At 63.3% G+C, this 18256-nt stretch carries 10 protein-coding genes, 1 pseudogene and 2 riboswitches; of the genes and pseudogenes, 9 read left to right on the top strand and 2 right to left on the bottom strand.

Annotated features, from left to right (window positions below):
• The first annotated feature begins 313 nt into the window (after positions 1–313).
• From gcl to pyk, 5 genes and pseudogenes are all read left to right on the top strand, one after another.
• Positions 314–2089, top strand: coding sequence for a glyoxylate carboligase (gcl, locus tag NG898_RS11035; RefSeq protein WP_252692330.1), 1776 nt, complete (start codon positions 314–316; stop codon positions 2087–2089).
• A 43-nt stretch (positions 2090–2132) separates the two neighbouring features.
• On the top strand, positions 2133–2915 hold the full coding sequence (hyi, locus tag NG898_RS11030) for a hydroxypyruvate isomerase (protein ID WP_252692329.1): 783 nt from the start codon (positions 2133–2135) through the stop codon (positions 2913–2915).
• Positions 2916–3547: 632 nt separating this feature from the next.
• Positions 3548–4465: pseudogene (glxR, locus tag NG898_RS11025) on the top strand (2-hydroxy-3-oxopropionate reductase); the annotation flags it as partial.
• A 65-nt stretch (positions 4466–4530) separates the two neighbouring features.
• Positions 4531–5850, top strand: coding sequence for a glycerate kinase type-2 family protein (locus NG898_RS11020; protein WP_252692327.1), 1320 nt, complete (start codon positions 4531–4533; stop codon positions 5848–5850).
• Positions 5851–6472: 622 nt separating this feature from the next.
• The gene (gene pyk / locus NG898_RS11015; RefSeq protein WP_252692326.1) at positions 6473–7951 is read left to right on the top strand and encodes a pyruvate kinase; all 1479 of its coding nucleotides are present in this window, start codon (positions 6473–6475) and stop codon (positions 7949–7951) included.
• Positions 7952–7975: 24 nt separating this feature from the next.
• On the opposite strand, the gene hemN is transcribed toward pyk, so the two are convergent.
• Entirely contained in the window at positions 7976–9460 is a 1485-nt protein-coding gene (gene hemN / locus NG898_RS11010; RefSeq protein ID WP_252692325.1) for an oxygen-independent coproporphyrinogen III oxidase, read from the bottom strand.
• Between the two features lie 696 nt (positions 9461–10156).
• Positions 10157–12277 (bottom strand): UvrD-helicase domain-containing protein, encoded by a 2121-nt coding sequence (locus tag NG898_RS11005; protein ID WP_252692324.1) that lies wholly within the window; start codon positions 12275–12277, stop codon positions 10157–10159.
• Positions 12278–12551: 274 nt separating this feature from the next.
• Between NG898_RS11005 and NG898_RS11000 the strand changes: the two genes are divergently transcribed.
• The 4 genes from NG898_RS11000 (at position 12552) to gcvP (ending at position 18232) form a co-directional block, all read left to right on the top strand.
• Positions 12552–12878: a hypothetical protein gene (locus tag NG898_RS11000; protein WP_252692323.1), complete on the top strand. Its 327-nt coding sequence runs from the start codon at positions 12552–12554 to the stop codon at positions 12876–12878.
• Positions 12879–13285: 407 nt separating this feature from the next.
• A riboswitch (glycine riboswitch) is annotated at positions 13286–13383 on the top strand.
• Positions 13384–13395: 12 nt separating this feature from the next.
• Positions 13396–13523: riboswitch (glycine riboswitch) on the top strand.
• 129 nt (positions 13524–13652) lie between these two features.
• Positions 13653–14780, top strand: a complete 1128-nt coding sequence (gene gcvT, locus NG898_RS10995; protein WP_252692322.1) for a glycine cleavage system aminomethyltransferase GcvT — start codon at positions 13653–13655, stop codon at positions 14778–14780.
• Positions 14781–14827: 47 nt separating this feature from the next.
• The gene (gene gcvH, locus NG898_RS10990; protein WP_252692321.1) at positions 14828–15208 is read left to right on the top strand and encodes a glycine cleavage system protein GcvH; all 381 of its coding nucleotides are present in this window, start codon (positions 14828–14830) and stop codon (positions 15206–15208) included.
• Between the two features lie 84 nt (positions 15209–15292).
• Entirely contained in the window at positions 15293–18232 is a 2940-nt protein-coding gene (gcvP, locus tag NG898_RS10985; RefSeq protein WP_252692320.1) for an aminomethyl-transferring glycine dehydrogenase, read from the top strand.
• Positions 18233–18256 lie beyond the last annotated feature (24 nt).

Here is an 18256-nt window from a genome sequence, read left to right as displayed (position 1 = left end):
TAGTGAGCATTCCGTACCTGGATTGCAGCTTTCTGACGCATATCACCTGTGACGAATGGCAAAAATGGTGAACAACGATGTGATCGATGCGAGCGCGTTTCTCCGTTTTTTTGCGCCGCACAAAACCCGTTGAAAATGGCTTCAATGCAAGGTTCTTCGGCATATTGATTGCCCTGGGATTGGTGCAGCACGCAAGACCATTCGGTATTTAGAGTTAGCAATCAACTGACGAAAGCTGCGTTTATCCATATCGGCATGCGGGAATAGGATCAGCTCCAACTGATTCCCACCTTCCCCCTCCTGGAGACACCCCATGCCGAAGATGAGAGCGATTGATGCCGCAGTTGCGGTGATGGAAAAAGAAGGCATCACCACCGCCTTCGGCGTGCCTGGTGCCGCCATCAACCCGTTGTATTCGGCGCTGCGTAAGGCCGGCAACATTGACCACGTGCTGGCCCGCCACGTTGAAGGCGCCTCGCACATGGCCGAAGGCTATACCCGTGCCGAACCCGGCAACATCGGCGTGTGCATCGGCACGTCGGGCCCTGCAGGCACCGACATGATTACCGGCCTGTACTCGGCCTGGGCAGACTCGATTCCCATCCTCTGCATCACCGGCCAGGCACCCCGCGCCCGCCTGTACAAGGAAGATTTCCAGGCCGTCGACATCGAGTCGATCGCCAAGCCGGTCACGAAGTGGGCCGTCACCGTGCGCGAGCCGGCCTTGGTGCCGCGCGTGTTCCAGCAAGCCTTCCACCTGATGCGCTCGGGCCGCCCGGGCCCGGTGCTGATCGACCTGCCGTTCGACGTGCAAGTCGCCGAGATTGAATTCGATCCCGATACGTACAGCCCGCTGCCGGTCTACAAGCCCGCGGCCACGCGTGCCCAAGCCGAGCGCGCCATCGAAATGCTGTGCCAGGCCGAGCGCCCGCTGCTGGTGTGCGGCGGCGGCGTGATCAACGCCGATGCGGCCAAGCTGATGGTCGAGTTTGCCGAGCTGGTGAACGTGCCCGTGGTTCCGACCCTGATGGGCTGGGGCGTGCTCGCCGATGACCACCCGCTCAACGCTGGCATGGTCGGCCTGCAAACGTCGCACCGCTACGGCAACGCCACGCTGCTGGCTTCGGACTTCGTGTTCGGCATCGGCAACCGCTGGGCCAACCGCCACACGGGCAGCGTCGACGTCTACACCAAGGGCCGCAAGTTCATTCACGTCGATATCGAACCGACGCAGATCGGCCGCGTGTTCGGCCCGGACCTTGGCATCGTGTCGGACGCCAAGGCTGCGCTGGAGAAGTTTATTGAAGTGGCCCGCGAGCTGAAGGCCGCCGGCAAGCTGCCGTGCCGCAAGAGCTGGAACGCCGACGTGCAGAAGCGCAAGCGCACGATGCTGCGTCGCTCCGACTTCGACAACGTGCCCATCAAGCCGCAGCGCGTGTACCGCGAGATGAACCAGTACTTCCCGCGCGACGTTCGCTATGTGTCGACCATTGGCCTGTCGCAGATCGCTGCTGCGCAGTTCCTGTCGGTCAATCAGCCGCGCCACTGGATCAACTGCGGCCAGGCAGGCCCGCTGGGCTGGACGATTCCCGCCGCCATCGGCGTGAAGGTGGCCTCGCCCAACAGCGACGTGGTGGCCATCTCGGGTGACTACGACTTCCAGTTCATGATCGAAGAGATGGCGGTGGCCGCGCAGTTCAAGGTGCCGTACATCCACGTGGTGGTGAACAACTCGTACCTGGGCCTGATCCGCCAGGCGCAGCGCAACTTCGACATGGACTACTGCGTCCAGCTCGCCTTCGACAACGTCAACGCCCCTGAGCTGAACGGCTACGGCGTCGACCACGTGAAGGTGGTGGAAGGTTTGGGTTGCAAGGCGATCCGCGTGTTCAAGCCCGAAGACATCGAACCCGCCTTCGCGCAGGCCCGCCTGCTGATGGCCGAGTTCTCGGTGCCGGTGATGGTGGAAGTGATTCTCGAGCGCGTGACGAACATCGCCATGGGCACGGAGATCGACAACGTGGTCGAGTTTGAAGACGTGCTCGACCTGGAAGACACCCTCACGGAAGCCGAAGGCGTCACCGCATAAAGACGGCGCGCTGTTCCCTCACCGTCCGATAAAAGGAGAAACCATGACAAAGCTGGCAGCCAACCTGACCATGCTCTTCAACGAGCAGGCCTTCCTTGACCGCTTCGAAGCCGCTGCACGTGCGGGCTTCCGCGGCGTGGAATTTTTGTTCCCCTACGCGTTCCACGCAGACCAGATTGCCGATCGCCTGAACCGCTTCCAGCTCGACCTCGTCCTGCACAACCTGCCGGCCGGCAACTGGGACGGCGGCGAGCGCGGTATCGCCATCCTCCCGGACCGCGTGAGCGAGTTTCAGGACGGCGTGGGCGAAGCCATCAAGTACGCCAAGGTGCTCGGCGTGAAACAGCTCAATTGCCTGGTGGGCATTCGCCCCGAGAGCGTAAGCGAAGACGTCGCACGCAAGACGCTGGTGGAGAACCTGAAGTTTGCGGCGAAGGCGCTGAAGGCCGAGAAGATCGATCTGCTGATCGAGCCGATCAACACGTTCGATATTCCCGGTTTTTACCTGAACCGCACGCAGCAGGCGCTGGATCTGATCAACGACGTGGATGCGTCCAACCTGTATGTGCAGTACGACATCTATCACATGCAACGGATGGAAGGCGAAGTGGCTAGCACGCTGAAGCGCCATCTGGACAAGATCAAGCATGTGCAGTTGGCGGACAACCCCGGGCGCAATGAACCGGGGACTGGCGAGATCAACTATCAGTTCTTGTTCAAGTGGCTCGATGAGATTGGTTACACCGGGTGGATTGGGTGTGAGTACAAGCCTAAGGCTGGGACTGTGGAAGGCTTGGGCTGGCGCGCTGCGCACAACGTTGCTTGAGATTTTTGTTTCGGTTTGGTTTTGCTCCGGTGGTGCATCCCTTGTTTCATCCCCTGCCGGGGCTGACTCACTTTCTTTGTCTTGCCAAAGAAAGTAAGCAAAGAAAGGCGCGCCCGAGATGGCGAAAGACTCCTTGAATTTATGTCGCAGGGAGGGGAAGGGAAAAACTCGCTTCGCTCAGACAGTTTCCCTTCCTTTTTCCTCCCTGCAACAGAAATTCAAGGCGCCATCTAGGGCTCCAAGGGCCAAACAATCGGAGCACGACTGCAGCAGGAACCAGCAGCACAACGCGAAGCAAAGCGAGCAGCAACAGCAACAGCAACAGCAACAAACAAGAGCCTCTAGGACAGCACACAGATTGTGTGGCCGTACCCCTGCCCTAGATGGCGCCTTGAATTTGTGTAAGCGGGCGGAACAAAGACGGGGAACTGTCTGAGCGCAGCGAGTTTTCCCCGTCTCCGCCCGGTTACACAAATTCAAGGAAGGGGTCGCCATCTTGGGCGCGCCTTTCTTTGCTTACTTTCTTTGGCTAGACAAAGAAAGTGAGTCGCCCCCGGCAGGGGGTGAAAGCGAGATGAACCACCAAGGTTCAAACAAGCAAACCACCAACATTCAAACCAAGGAGATCCCTCACCATGGCAACCACCAATCTCAACCTCGGTTTCATCGGCCTCGGCATCATGGGCGCCCCCATGGCAGGCCACCTGCGCGCCGCCGGCCATACGCTGTTCGTGCACGACGTCAACCCGGCCCCGGCCGCACTGGTGGAAGCCGGCGTGACGGTCTGCACGAGCGCAGAGGAAGTCGCCAAGCGCGCCGACATCATCTTCATCATGGTGCCGGACACCCCGCACGTTGAAGCCGTGCTGTTCAGCGAGAAGGGCGTGGCCAAGGCGCTGAAGGACGCAGGCAAGGATGCTGCTGCCGGCAAGATCGTGGTCGACATGAGCTCGATCTCGCCGATTGCGACGAAGGACTTCGCATCGCGCATCAACAAGACCGGCGCGCAATACCTGGACGCTCCGGTGTCGGGTGGCGAAGTGGGCGCGAAGGCTGCATCGCTGACGATCATGGTGGGCGGTGAGCAGGCTGCGTTCGACCGCGTTGCTCCGCTGTTCAATTTGATGGGCAAGAACATCACGCTGGTCGGCGGCAACGGTGACGGCCAGACCACCAAGGTGGCCAACCAGATCATCGTGGCGCTGAACATCCAGGCCGTGTCGGAAGCGCTGCTGTTCGCATCGAAGGCAGGTGCAGACCCCGCGAAGGTGCGTCAGGCGCTGATGGGCGGCTTCGCGGCCTCGCGCATTCTCGAAGTGCACGGCGAGCGCATGGTCAAGCGTACGTTCGACCCGGGCTTCCGCATTGAGCTGCACCAGAAGGACTTGAACCTGGCTCTGCAGGGCGCCAAGACGCTGGGCGTGGCTCTGCCGAACACGGCCACCGCGCAGGAACTGTTCAACACCTGCGCTGCCAACGGCATGGGCAAGCAAGATCATTCGGCGCTGTGCCGCGCGATCGAGATCATGTCGAATCACGATATTGCCTAAGTTGTGTGCACTGTCGCAGCCTTCGGGCGGCGGCAGTTCTTTTTGCTGTCTCCCCGCTTCCTGCCATGCACCACGACCAGTCTGCCCAGGCCGCCCTGCGCGCTGCCTTGCCCAATCCGTCGCCGCGCGCGTTGCTGCACGGCCTGTTTGATACTGCGGTGGCTGCGGTCAGCGCTGCGCAATGCTTGCCGGCATTTCTGCCCGAACCGCCGCGTGGCCGCACCATCGTCATCGGCGCAGGCAAAGGTGCAGCCGCGATGGCCGAGGCAGTGGAGCAGCACTGGAAGGGCGAGCTGTCCGGCCTGGTCGTCACGCGTTACGAACATGGCCGCGCGCCCGGCACGCAAGGTCGCATTGAAGTGGTTGAAGCCTCGCATCCCGTGCCAGATGCGGCGGGCCAACGCGCCGCGCAACGCATGGTCGGCTTGCTCGAAGGTTTGACGAAAGACGACCTCGTCCTGTGCCTGATCTCGGGCGGTGGCTCGGCCCTCCTGGCCGCACCGGCCGAAGGCCTGACGCTGGCCGACAAGCAGTCCGTCAACCGCGCGCTGCTCAAAAGCGGAGCGAGCATCGGCGAGATGAACTGCGTGCGCAAGCACCTGTCGTCGATCAAGGGCGGGCGCCTGGCACTGGCGTGCGCACCGGCGCGCGTCGAGACGCTGCTGATCTCCGATATTCCCGGCGACGACCCGACGCTCATCGCCAGCGGCCCGACGCTGCCCGACGCCACCACCTGCGCGGATGCGCTGGCCGTGATCGACAAATACGGCATCGACGTGCCCGAAGCCGTGCGCCGTCATCTGGAAACCGGCGCAGGCGAAACACCCAAACCCGGCGATGCACGTTTCGAAGGCCATCGCAGCCACGTCATCGCGACGGCCCAGCACGCGCTGGAAGCTGCTGCCGCGCAGGCGCGCGCGCTCGGTTACGAGGCACACATCCTGTCGGACAGCATTGAAGGCGAAGCGCGCGATGTGGCCGAAGTGCACGCCGGCATCGTGCGGCAGATCGTGGCGCGCAACCAGCCGTTCACCAAGCCGTGCGTGATTCTGTCGGGTGGTGAAACTACGGTGACCGTGCGCGGTAATGGGCGCGGCGGGCGCAATGCCGAGTTCCTGCTGGCGCTGGGCGTGGCGTTGGATGGCCTGCCGGGTGTGCATGCGATTGCTTGCGATACCGATGGCATTGATGGGTCTGAAGACAACGCTGGTGCGATCTTGACGCCGGATAGTCTGGCGCGTGCTGAAGCGCTTGGGTTGCGGGCTAAGCAATTGCTCGACAACAACGATGGGTATGGGTTTTTTGATGCGCTTGGCGATTTGATTGTGACTGGGCCTACGCGGACTAATGTGAATGATTTTCGGGCGGTTTTGATTACTGGCTGATGTTGGATTGGGGGAATGGATTGATTGATGTTTGTGGTTCATCCCTTGTTTCATCCCCTGCCGGGGCTGACTCACTTTTCTTTGTCTTGCCAAAGAAAAGTAAGCAAAAGAAAGGCGCGCCCGAGATGGCGACTTCCCCTTGAATTTATGTCGCAGAGAGGGGAAGGGAAAAACTCGCTTCGCTCAGACAGTTTCCCTTCCTTTTTCCTCTCTGCAACAGAAATTCAAGGCGCCATCTAGGGCAGGAACGTCAACGGCCAAACCATCGATCACAAGTGCAGCAGGAACCAGCAGCACAACGCAAAGCAAAGCGAGCAACACAGCAACAAACAAGAGCCACTAGGGCCCGCACACCAACGGTTCGGCCGTTGACGTTCCTGCCCTAGATGGCGCCTTGAATTTGTGTAAGCGGGCGGAACAAAGACGGGGAACTGTTTGAGCGCAGCGAGTTTTCCCCGTCTCCGCCCGGTTACACAAATTCAAGGAAGGGGTCGCCATCTTGGGCGCGCCTTTCTTTGCTTACTTTCTTTGGCAAGACAAAGAAAGTGAGTCGCCCCCGGCAGGGGGTGAAAGGGAGTGGACCACCAAGGCCCAAATAAACAACCCCACCGGAAACACCAACATGCGCCGCTTCCGCAACACCAAAATCCTCGCCACCCTCGGCCCCGCCAGCAGCGACAAAGACACCATCCGCGCCCTCTTCGACGCCGGCGCGGACGTCTTTCGCCTGAACTTCAGCCACGGCTCGCACGAAGACCACCGCAAGCGCTACGACACCGTGCGCGCGGTGGAGGCCGAGACCGGCCGCCCCATCGGCATCCTCGCTGACATGCAGGGCCCGAAGCTGCGCATCGGCACGTTCGCCGACGGCCGCGTCGTGCTCAAGAACGGCGATCGCTTTGTGCTCGACCGCGATCCGACGCCGGGTGATGCCACCCGCGTGCACCTGCCGCACCCGGAGCTGTACGCGGCTGCCGCGCCAGGGCAATCGCTGTTGCTCGATGACGGCAAGATCCGTCTGGCGGTGGAAGCGGCCGATCCGACAGCCATCGTCACGCGCGTGGTCGATGGCGGCCCGCTGTCTGACCGCAAGGGCGTGAACGTGCCGGATGCGGTGATTCCCATTCCGGCGCTCACCGAGAAAGACCTGCGCGACCTGGACTTCGCCCTGTCGCTGGGCGTCGATTGGATCGCGCTGTCATTCGTGCAGCGTGCCGAAGACGTGATCGCCGCGCGCGAGATCATCGGCGACCGCGCCGGCCTGCTCTCCAAGATCGAGAAGCCCGCAGCGCTGCTGCATCTGGAAGACATCGTGCAGGCGTCCGATGCGCTGATGGTGGCGCGTGGCGATTTGGGCGTGGAGCTGCCGCCCGAGCGCGTGCCCGGCGTACAGAAGCGCATCCTGCGCATGGCGCGCCACCACGGCAAGCCGGTGGTCGTGGCCACGCAGATGCTGGAATCGATGATCGAAGCGCCGGTGCCAACGCGCGCAGAAGCCTCCGATGTGGCCAGCGCCGTGTACGACGGCACCGATGCCGTGATGCTGTCGGCCGAGTCGGCCAGCGGCAAGCATCCGGTGGCGGCGGTCAGCATCATGAACCGCATCATTGCCGAGACCGAGCGCGACCCGCTGTACCGCAACCTGATCGACGCGCAGCATCAACCGCCGCTGCCCACCCGCCAGGACGCCATCTGCGCGGCCCTGCGCGACGTGACGCACATCCTGGGCGCGGTGGCCACCGTCACCTACACGTCCAGCGGCAAGACCAGCCTGCGCGCCGCACGCGAGCGGCCGCTGGCGCCCATCGTGAGCATCACGCCGCGCCTGGATACGGCGCGCCGTCTGGCGATCACGTGGGGCGTGCACAGCACGGTCAGCCCCGATGTGAGCAACGTCGACGAGATGGTGGATGCGGCGTGCCGTGCCGCCGCGCGTGAAGGCTTTGCCGTGTCGGGCGACCAGATCGCCATCACGGCGGGCATGCCGTTCGGCCAGGCCGGTTCGACCAACCTGCTGCGCCTGGCGGAAATCTGGCCGCAGACGCTGGTCAGTGCGCAGACGCAAACCGCTGCGCAGCAGCCCGAACCGGCAACGGTCTGACGTGACTTCGGGTCAGTAAGCGGATCAAACCACTTTGGAGTAGCGCGGGACGAAGGTGACGGGCTTGCCCTCGGCTTCCACCGCGCGCTCCGTGCCTGCCTCGCGCAGGTGCGAATCGAACACCATGGCGATGCGGCGCACGAGCAGCCGTCCTTGCGGCGTGATCACGATACGCTCGTCCCCCACCCTGACCAGCCCGGCTTCCTCCAGCGGCGCCAGCGCCCGCAGCTCGTCCGCAAAGCTGCGCTTGAAGTCCAGCCCGTGGCGCGCACCGAATGCGCGCATGTTCAATTCGAATCCGCACATCAACTCGCCAATCAGCGCGCGGCGCACGTGGTCATCTGGCGTGAGTGACATGCCGCGCAGCACGGCAAGTTCGCCGGCGTCGACGCGTGCGTAGTACGCGTCGAGATCCTTCTCGTTCTGCGCATACACATCGCCCACGCGGCTGATGGCGGACACGCCAAAGGCCAGCATGTCGCAATCGGCGTGCGTGGAATAGCCCTGGAAATTGCGCTGCAGCCGCCCTTCACGCTGCGCGATGGCGAGTGCATCGTCGGGCCGCGCGAAGTGGTCCATGCCAATGTAGACATAGCCCTCGGCAACGAGACGCTCCACCGTCATCGCCAGCAAGTCGAGCTTTTGGTCTGCGGTCGGCAGCGTGAGCATGTCGATGCGGCGCTGCGCCTTGAACAGGTGCGGCAGGTGTGCATAGCTATAGACGGACAGCCGATCAGGCGCCATCTCCAGCACGCGATCCAGCGTAGCGTTGAAGGTTTCCGTACGCTGATACGGCAAGCCGTAGATCAGGTCGAAGCTGATCGACTCGAAGCCCAGCCGGCGCGCAGTGTCGACCACGCGGCGCGTCTCTTCCACGCTCTGGATGCGGTGGACCGCGCGCTGGACGTCGGGGTCAAAGTCTTGAATGCCGAGGCTTGCGCGATTGAAGCCGATCTCGGCCAGTACTTCGAGCGTGGCGTCGTCGGCGTGGCGTGGGTCAAGTTCGACAGAGATCTCGCCATCGTTGGCCAGATCGAAATGCTCACGCGTGGCGGCCATCACGGCGCGCATTTCGTCGTGCGCAAGGAACGTGGGCGTTCCGCCACCCCAATGCAACTGCGTCACGCGGCGCAGCGGGCCAATCTGATTGGCCACCATCGCCATCTCGCGGGCGAGGGTTTCAACGTAGCGTGCGCTGCGCGAGCGATCCTTTGTGATGACCTTGTTGCAGCCGCAGTAGTAGCAAAGGTTCGCGCAGAACGGCAGGTGCATGTACAGCGACAGCGGCGCATGCAGCGCGGGTGCAATCGCAGCCCGGCGGTGCAAGGCGTCGAGGTAATCGGCGTTACTGAATTTGTTGTGAAAGCGGTCTGCCGTCGGGTACGACGTGTAGCGCGGGCCGTGCGTATCAAAACGCTGCGCGAGCGCGCGCACCTGCGGCGCCGACCAGCGGAAGGCGGTGTCGTTGGCGGCGGACGGAGGGTCGGCCGGCTTGGCGAACGGAAACATGGGGTGGTTCTAGTGGGGGCGATGGTTCATCCTAAAACCGGGATGTGGGCGCCGCGTTGATGTGTGTCAACGTCGGTCGAAGCTTGGTCCAAAGCGTTGCCGGCTGCACGCGGGCTGGCGCAACGGCACAACAGTGCAGTTCCGCGAAGGGCTTTTTTTTCGGGGTTTGGGTTGTTGGTGCATCCCTTGTTTCATCCCCTGCCGGGGCCGACTCACTTTCTTTGGTCTTGCCCAAAGAAAGTAAGCAAAGAAATGCGCGCCCGAGATGGCGAAAGATTCCTTGAATTTATGTCGCAGAGAGGGGAAGAGAAAAACTCGCTGCGCTCAGACAGTTTCCCTTCCTTTTTCCTCCCTGCAACAGAAATTCAAGGCGCCATCTAGGGCAGGAAAGTCAAAGGCCAAACCATCTCAGCGCCAGCCCAAACGACAAAGGCCAACCGCGCGATGGGTTGGCCTTTCTCTTTTGACGTTTGAGCCCTTGATGGCGCCTTGAATTTTCGTAAGCGGGCGGAAAAAAGGTGGGGAACTGTCTGAGCGAAGCGAGTTTTCCCCACCTCCGCCCGGTTACGCAAATTCAAGGAATCTTTCGCCATCTCGGGCGCGCCTTTCTTTTGCTTACTTTTCTTTGGCAAGACAAAGAAAAGTAAGTCGGTCCCGGCAGGGAACGAAACAAGGATGGACCACAAACAAAAAGATTCAGGAAACCACCGGCTTCTTAGCCGCCAACAACCCCTTCAAAGCGCCCAACCGATCCTTCGGCGACATGGCCGGCATGGTGTCCTCCGGCGTCGGCCCCGCATCTTCGCCAAGCTTCATCTCGGCGATATAGCGCGACGGCTCACACACCACCGTCTCGCGCGCACGCTTGCGCTTCTTGCACCAGCTGATATGCAGGCTGCGCTGTGCCCGCGTAATGCCCACATACATCAGCCGCCGCTCTTCTTCGATCTTCTCGTCGGTCAGGTCGTCGTCTTCGCGGCAATGCGGGAGGATGCCTTCCTCCACGCCCACCAGGAACACGTGCGGATACTCCAACCCCTTGCTCGCATGCAGCGTGGACAGGCGCACCGCATCCGGGTCTTCTTCCTTGCCTTCGAGCATGCTGATCAGCGCGATGGTCTGCGTGAGTTCCAGCAGGTTCTTGCCAGTGTCCATCAGGCCATCGGCGTTATCGAAACCGGTGGCCTCTTCGTCATCGTCCTTCTCGGGCTTGGTGCCCTTGCGCTTGAGCCAGTCGAGGAACTCCAGCACGTTGGTCCACTTGTTCTGCGCCTGGCGCTCGTCGTAGGTGTCGTACAGGTAGGCCTCGTAATGGATGCCTTCCATCATCTCGTCGAGCAGCGTGGCGGCGGGCTCCTTGGCGGCCCGGTCCGACAGCCGCACGATGAACTCGCAAAACACCCGCAGCGGCTCGAGCTGGCGCGGCGCGAGCTGCGCCTCGATGCCGCCCATCATCGCCGCCTCGAACAGCGACACCTTGGCCTGTCCCGCGAACGAACCCAGCACTTCGAGCGTCGCGTTGCCGACCCCGCGCTTGGGCGTGGTGATGGCGCGGATGAACGCAGGATCATCATCCGCATTGGCAATCAGCCGCAGATAGGCGCACAAGTCCTTGATCTCGGCCTTGTCGAAGAAGCTCTGCCCACCCGAGAGCACATACGGAATGCGCTCTCGGCGCAGGATCTGCTCAAAGAGGCGCGCCTGGAAGTTGCCGCGATACAGGATCGCGTAATCCCGAAACTGCGCGCGACGCTCGAACTTGTGGGCCGAGAGTTTGAAGACCACGCTCTCGGCTTCGTGCTCTTCGTCATTGGCGCTGGTCACGTTGATCGCGTCGCCCATGCCGTGCTCGCTCCACAGCGTCTTCTCGAACAGCTTCGGGTTCTGCGCGATGACCGCGTTGGCGGCATTCAGAATGCGCACCGTGGAGCGGTAGTTCTGCTCCAGCTTGATGACCTTCAGGTTCGGGAAATCCGTCTGCAGCAGCTTGAGGTTGTCGAGCGTGGCGCCGCGCCAGCCGTAGATGGCCTGGTCGTCGTCGCCCACCGCCGTAAAGGCCGGCGCACGCAAGTGCGAACCGCCCGCGAGCAGCTTCAGCAGCTGGTACTGGCAGGCGTTGGTGTCCTGGTATTCATCGACGAGGAAGTAGCGCAGGCGGTTCTGCCACTTCAGGCGCACCTCTTCATTGCGGGCGAATAGCTCGGCGGGAATGCGGATCAGGTCGTCAAAGTCCACCGCCTGATACGCGTGCAGCGTCGCAACGTAATTGCGGTAGACGAGCGACGCCTGGTGGTCATCGACGTTGTTGTTGGCGAGCGCCTCGGCAATCGCGGTATCCGGGTCGACGAGACCGTTCTTCCACAGCGAGATCGTGCTCTGCACGCGGCGGATCAACTGCTTGTCGGTGGTGGCCAATTGCTCCTGGATCATGCCGAAGCAATCATCCGAATCCATGATCGAGAAACGCGGCTTGAGGCCCACGTGCTCGGCTTCGGCCCGCAGAATCTGCACACCGAGCGAGTGGAACGTACACACCGTCAACTGCTTGATGGGAATGCGCTTGCCGTCTTCGCGCGTCTTGCCGTCCATCAACTTGGCCACGCGTTCCTGCATTTCCTTGGCCGCCTTGTTGGTAAACGTGACGGCAGCGATGTGCTTCGGTTCGAAGCCCTTGTCGAGGATCAGGTGCGCGATCTTCTGCGTGATCACGCGCGTCTTGCCTGAGCCCGCCCCGGCCAGCACCAGGCACGGGCCATCGAGGTAATGCACACCTTCGGATTGGGCAGCATTGAGCCCGTGGGCGAGACCGGAAGACATGGGAACAGGCGGAAGAAAAAGCAGGCGGGAACGACAGCGGAGGGCGATGGTAGCACGGCGCCTTTGCATCGATTGGGGCTGCGAGAAGCCACCTGCGTCGAGCCTGACGGAGGTGCGCCAAGCTGCACCGCATGCGTTTGCGCCCCCCGCTTTTTCGCATGGGCGTTACACCGCTTACGCGCCGTTACACGAACCGCGTAAGCGGCCATGCACGGCACCTCGTTATGGACAGGACAGCGGCTGAATCGGTCGGCCGCCCACCGGAGAACCCACCATGAACCGCATCGTCAAAGCCCTGGCCGTTACCGCCGTCGCCCTGTCTGCCACCACCGGCGCCTTCGCCCAGACGCAGTGGCAAAAAGACCACCCGCGCCGCGCCGAGGTCAACCACCGCCTCGCCAACCAGAACAAGCGCATCCACAACGAAGTGAAGGAAGGCGAGATCACCAAGGGCCAAGCTCGCCAGATGCACCGGGAAGACCACCAGATTCGCCAGGAAGAGCGCGACATGGCTGCGCAGAACGGCGGGCACATCACCAAGCAGGAACAGCGCACCCTGAACCAGCAGGAAAACCAGGTCAGCCGCCAGATCGGCAAGTAAGTCAAAGCAAGACCAGCCAACACCCGCGCTCCGGCCACACCCCTGGAGATTGGCGACCTCGCCAGCTCCCAAGGGTGTGGCCGTTGTCTTTTAGTCTTTGGCCTTTAGCCTTTGACGTACCGGCCCTAGATGGCGCCTTGAATTTCTGTAAGCGGGCGGAAAAAAGGCGGGGAACTGTCTGAGCGAAGCGAGTTTTCCCCGCCTCCGCCCGGTTACAGAAATTCAAGGGGAAGTCGCCATCTCGGGCGCGCATTTCTTTTGCTTACTTTTCTTTGGCAAGACAAAGAAAAGTGAGTCAGCCCCGGCAGGGGATGAAACAAGGGATGGACCAAAAGCATAAAACCAGCCCTCCTCCCAAAAGCCCCCGCCCCCCAATTGACAATCCCATCCCCCTTCCGTAAATTCCGCCCATCCATCCGGGAGAGCGTGCCCGCCGTATACGGCAAGGCGCCGCCGAAGGGGTAGCACCCGAAAACTCTCAGGCATCCAGGACCGGGCGGATCGGCGGACATGTGTCCGACCGCACTCTGGAGAGCTGGCGCCGCACGACCACTGCGGGCGCCCACCGAAGGGGCTCACGAACGGCGCGCACCGCTATGCGCCCCGCTTCGCAATCTCTCAGGTACCAAGGACAGAGGGGCCATCTGCGCAGCTTGTTGATCTTCATGGCGTCACCATGAGGGATCAGGCTGCGCGGGTGGCCTTTTTGCTTTTCTGGTTCCCGATCCATGCGCCGCGCCCAAGCCACGGCGGCGCGCTCAGCCGAGAGATTCCATGACGCTCCAACACACGCCGCTCAATGCCATCCACCGCTCGCTGGGCGCCCGCATGGTCGACTTTGGCGGCTGGGACATGCCCGTCAACTACGGCTCCCAGATCGAAGAGCACCACGCCGTGCGCCAAGATGCCGGCATCTTCGACGTCTCGCACATGTGCGTGGTTGACCTCACCGGCGCGCGCGTGCGCGACTTCCTGCGTGGGCTGCTCGCCAACAACGTCGACAAGCTGCAGACGCCCGGCAAGGCACTCTACAGCTGCATGCTCAACCCCAAGGGCGGCGTGATCGACGATCTGATCGTCTACTTCTTCCGCGAAGACTGGTTCCGCCTGGTGGTCAACGCCGGTACCGCGCCGACGGACCTGGAGTGGATCGTCGCGCAGAACGCCGCCGCCGGCACCAACGTGACGATCACGCCGCGCCGCTCCGACAACAACGCTGGCGCCGAGCCGCTGGGCATCCTCGCCGTGCAAGGCCCGAATGCGCGTGCCAAGACTTACGCGGCGCTGCCCGGCACGCAGGCCGTGGGCGAGGCGCTCAAGCCGTTCAACGCCGGCTTCGTCACCGTGGAAAACGTGGGCGAAATCATGGTGGCCCGCACCGGCTACACCGGTGAAGACGGTTTCGAGCTGGTCGTGCCGGCCGCGCAGATTGCGGGCGTGTGGGAGCGCCTCCTGCAAGCCGGCGTACGCCCGGCAGGCCTGGGCGCGCGCGACACGCTGCGTCTGGAAGCCGGCATGAACCTCTACGGCCAGGACATGGACGAGCACGTCTCGCCGCTCGACGCCGGCCTCGCCTGGACGGTCGATCTGCAAAGCGAGCGCGACTTCACCGGCAAGGCTGCGCTGCAAGCCGGCGGCCAGCGCGAACAGTTCGTCGGCCTGATCCTGCGCGACAAGGGCGGCGTGCTGCGCGCCCACCAGAAGGTCATCACGGCCGCTGGTGACGGCGAGATCACCAGCGGCACGTTCAGCCCGAGCCTGTCGCTCTCGATTGCACTGGCGCGCCTGCCCAAGGACGTGGCCGTCGGCACCGACGTACAGGTCGAAATTCGCGACCGCAAGTTGACCGCGACTGTGGTTAAACTGCCGTTCGTGCGCAATGGCAAGGCGCTGGTCAGCTGAACACCGAATCCGCATCCCCCAATACCAATCTTCCGGAGAAACCTTTCATGAGCAACGTTCCCGCCGATCTGAAGTACACCGAACACGACGAGTGGATCCGCGTTGAAGCCGACGGCACGCTGACCATCGGCATTACCGATTTCGCGCAGGACGCGCTGGGCGACATCGTCTTCCTGGAACTGCCGGACGCTGGTCGCGCCGTCGCCAAAGACGAGGCAATTGCCGTGGTGGAATCGGTCAAGGCCGCCTCCGACATCTACGCCCCCGTCTCGGGCGAGATCATCGCCAACAACGCAGATGCCGCCGGCGCGCCGGAATCCGTGAACGCTGGCGCCTACGAGGCCTGGCTGTTCAAGATCAAGCCGACCAACGCCGACGACGTGAACGCCCTGATGTCGGCCGCTGACTACGAAGCCAAGATCGGCTAAGCCGATCCTCCGGCCGATGCGCGCGCCCTGACCTGCGCTGCGCATCGGCCATTGCCTGCATCGCCTGAATTTCGAGCCCTTGCCATGAACGCTCCGCACCCCGCTTCCTCGGCGCTTGCTGCCGAACGCTCCACTTTGGCTGACCTGGAGGCGCACGACGCCTTCGCGCACCGCCACATCGGCCCGTCTGCCGACGAGCAGACCGCCATGCTCGGCACGCTCGGCTACGCCAGCCGTGCCGCGCTGATCGACGCCGTGATCCCGCCGGCCATCCGCCGTCAGGACGGCATGCCGCTGGGTGAATTCACGCAACCGCTGACTGAAGAAGCGGCGCTCGCCAAGCTGCGCGACATCGCGGGGCAGAACCGCGTGGTCAAGAGCCTGATCGGCCAGGGCTATTACGGCACGCACACGCCGGGCGTCATCCTGCGCAACATCCTCGAGAACCCCGCCTGGTACACGGCGTACACGCCGTATCAGCCGGAAATCTCGCAGGGCCGACTGGAAGCGATGTTGAACTTCCAGCAGATGGTGATCGACCTGACCGCCATGGACATCGCCAATGCGTCGATGCTGGACGAAGCGACCGCCGCTGCCGAGGCGATGACGCTGCTGCAGCGCATTGGCAAATCGAAGTCGACCGTGTTCTTTGTGGCGGACGACGTTCTTCCGCAAACGCTGGAAGTCGTTCGCACCCGCGCCGAACCGATCGGCGTGCAGGTGGTGACCGGCCCGGCAGCCGACGCCGCCAAGCACGACGCGTTCGGCGTGCTGCTGCAATACCCCGGCGCCAACGGTGCGCTGCTGGGCGATCTGGCGACGTACCAGGCGCTGACCGATGCCGTGCACGCTGCCGGCGGTTTGGTCGTTGCGGCTGCCGACCTGCTGGCGCTTACGCTGCTGGCTGCGCCGGGCGAATGGGGCGCCGACGTCGTGATCGGCAACACGCAGCGCTTTGGCGTGCCGTTCGGCTTCGGCGGCCCGCACGCTGGCTACATGGCCGTGCGCGATGCATTCAAGCGCTCGATGCCCGGTCGCCTGGTCGGCGTGACGATCGATGCGCAGGGCAACCCGGCTTACCGCCTCGCCCTGCAGACGCGCGAACAGCACATCCGCCGCGAGAAGGCCACCTCGAACATCTGTACCGCGCAGGTGCTGCTGGGCGTGATGGCGTCGATGTACGCCGTCTACCACGGCCCGCAAGGCCTGAAGCGCATCGCGCAACGCGTGCACCGCCTGACCGCCACGCTGGCCGCCGGCCTGCGCGCGATTGGCTACACGCCGGAATCCGACGCCTTCTTCGACACGTTGACCGTCGCCACCGGCCCGCGCACCGCCAACCTTCACATCGCCGCGCAAGCGCACGGCATCAACCTGCGCCAGATCGACGACGCTCGTCTGGGCATCTCGCTGGACGAGACCGTTACGCGCGCTGATGTCGTTGCGCTGTGGGAAGTCTTCGCGCACGCCGCCCACGCCGCCGCGCCGGACTTCGACCAGACCGAAGCGGGCGTGGCCGATGCCTACCCGACGTCGCTCGTGCGCCAGAGCGCGTACCTGACGCACCCGGTGTTCAACGCACACCACTCGGAGCACGAAATGCTGCGCTACCTGCGCAGCCTCGCCGACAAGGACCTCGCGCTCGACCGCACGATGATCCCGCTCGGCTCGTGCACGATGAAGCTCAATGCCACCGCAGAAATGCTGCCGGTGACGTGGCCCGAGTTTTCGAACATCCACCCGTTCGCACCGGCCGACCAGACCGTCGGCTACCGCGAGATGATCGATCAGCTTGAGCAGATGCTGTGCGCCGCCACCGGCTACGCCGCCGTGAGCCTGCAGCCGAATGCCGGCTCGCAAGGTGAATACGCTGGCCTGCTGATCATCCATGCCTACCACGCGAGCCGTGGCGAAGCGCACCGCAACGTGTGCCTGATCCCGTCGTCGGCGCACGGCACGAACCCGGCATCGGCGCAGATGGCCGGCATGCAGGTCGTCGTCGTGGCGTGCGATGAGCGCGGCAACGTCGATCTGGCTGATCTGGAGAAGAAGGCGGCCGAGCACAGCAAGAACCTCGCGGCGATCATGATCACGTACCCGTCCACGCACGGCGTGTTCGAGGAAGGCGTGAAGCGCGTCTGCGAAATCGTGCACAGCCACGGCGGCCAGGTCTACGTGGACGGCGCCAACATGAACGCCATGGTCGGCACCGCCGCACCGGGCCACTTTGGCGGCGACGTCTCGCACCTGAACCTGCACAAGACGTTCTGCATTCCGCACGGCGGCGGCGGCCCGGGCGTCGGTCCGGTGGCCGTGGGCGCGCACCTTGCACCGTTCCTCCCGGGGCGCGCGGCCTCGGGTGAAGACGCGAGCCAGAACATCGGCAACGTGTCGGCGGCGGCGTTCGGCTCGGCGTCGATCCTGCCGATTTCGTGGATGTACATCGCCATGATGGGCGCAGCGGGCCTGACCGCCGCCACCGAGACGGCCATCCTGTCGGCCAACTACGTGGCCAAGCGCCTCGCGCCGTACTACCCCGTGCTGTACACGGGCGCGCACGACCTGGTGGCGCACGAGTGCATTCTCGACATCCGCCCGCTGCAGAAGGAATCGGGCATCAGCAACGAAGACATCGCCAAGCGCCTGATGGACTTCGGCTTCCACGCACCGACGATGAGCTTCCCGGTGCCCGGCACGCTGATGATCGAGCCGACCGAAAGCGAGCCGAAGGTGGAACTCGACCGCTTCATCGACGCGATGATCGCCATCCGTGGCGAAGTCGACAAGGTGATCTCGGGCGAATTCGACCGCGAAGACAACCCGCTGAAGCACGCACCGCACACCGCAGCTGTGGTGATGGCCGATAACTGGCAACACAAGTACACGCGTGAGCAGGCCGCCTACCCGGTGGCGTCGCTGCGCAAGCAAAAGTACTGGCCGCCGGTCGGCCGCGCCGACAACGTCTACGGCGACCGCAACCTGTTCTGCGCCTGCGTGCCGATGAGCGAGTACGCGCAGGACTGATGCCCCTCGAAGTGAGATGAACGC

Origin of the sequence: Ralstonia mojiangensis (assembly GCF_023955645.1) — a bacterium.
GTDB lineage: Bacteria > Pseudomonadota > Gammaproteobacteria > Burkholderiales > Burkholderiaceae > Ralstonia > Ralstonia mojiangensis.
The sequence above is the reverse complement of the archived record's forward strand: the minus strand, read 5'-3'. Positions and strand labels throughout refer to the sequence as shown.

Coding starts and splice junctions, on each gene's coding strand:
- gcl (WP_252692330.1), top strand. CDS start 314: ATGCCGAAGATGAGAGCGATTGATGCCGCAGTTGCGGTGATGGAAAAA.
- hyi (WP_252692329.1), top strand. CDS start 2,133: ATGACAAAGCTGGCAGCCAACCTGACCATGCTCTTCAACGAGCAGGCC.
- NG898_RS11020 (WP_252692327.1), top strand. CDS start 4,531: ATGCACCACGACCAGTCTGCCCAGGCCGCCCTGCGCGCTGCCTTGCCC.
- pyk (WP_252692326.1), top strand. CDS start 6,473: ATGCGCCGCTTCCGCAACACCAAAATCCTCGCCACCCTCGGCCCCGCC.
- hemN (WP_252692325.1), bottom strand. CDS start 9,460: ATGTTTCCGTTCGCCAAGCCGGCCGACCCTCCGTCCGCCGCCAACGAC.
- NG898_RS11005 (WP_252692324.1), bottom strand. CDS start 12,277: ATGTCTTCCGGTCTCGCCCACGGGCTCAATGCTGCCCAATCCGAAGGT.
- NG898_RS11000 (WP_252692323.1), top strand. CDS start 12,552: ATGAACCGCATCGTCAAAGCCCTGGCCGTTACCGCCGTCGCCCTGTCT.
- gcvT (WP_252692322.1), top strand. CDS start 13,653: ATGACGCTCCAACACACGCCGCTCAATGCCATCCACCGCTCGCTGGGC.
- gcvH (WP_252692321.1), top strand. CDS start 14,828: ATGAGCAACGTTCCCGCCGATCTGAAGTACACCGAACACGACGAGTGG.
- gcvP (WP_252692320.1), top strand. CDS start 15,293: ATGAACGCTCCGCACCCCGCTTCCTCGGCGCTTGCTGCCGAACGCTCC.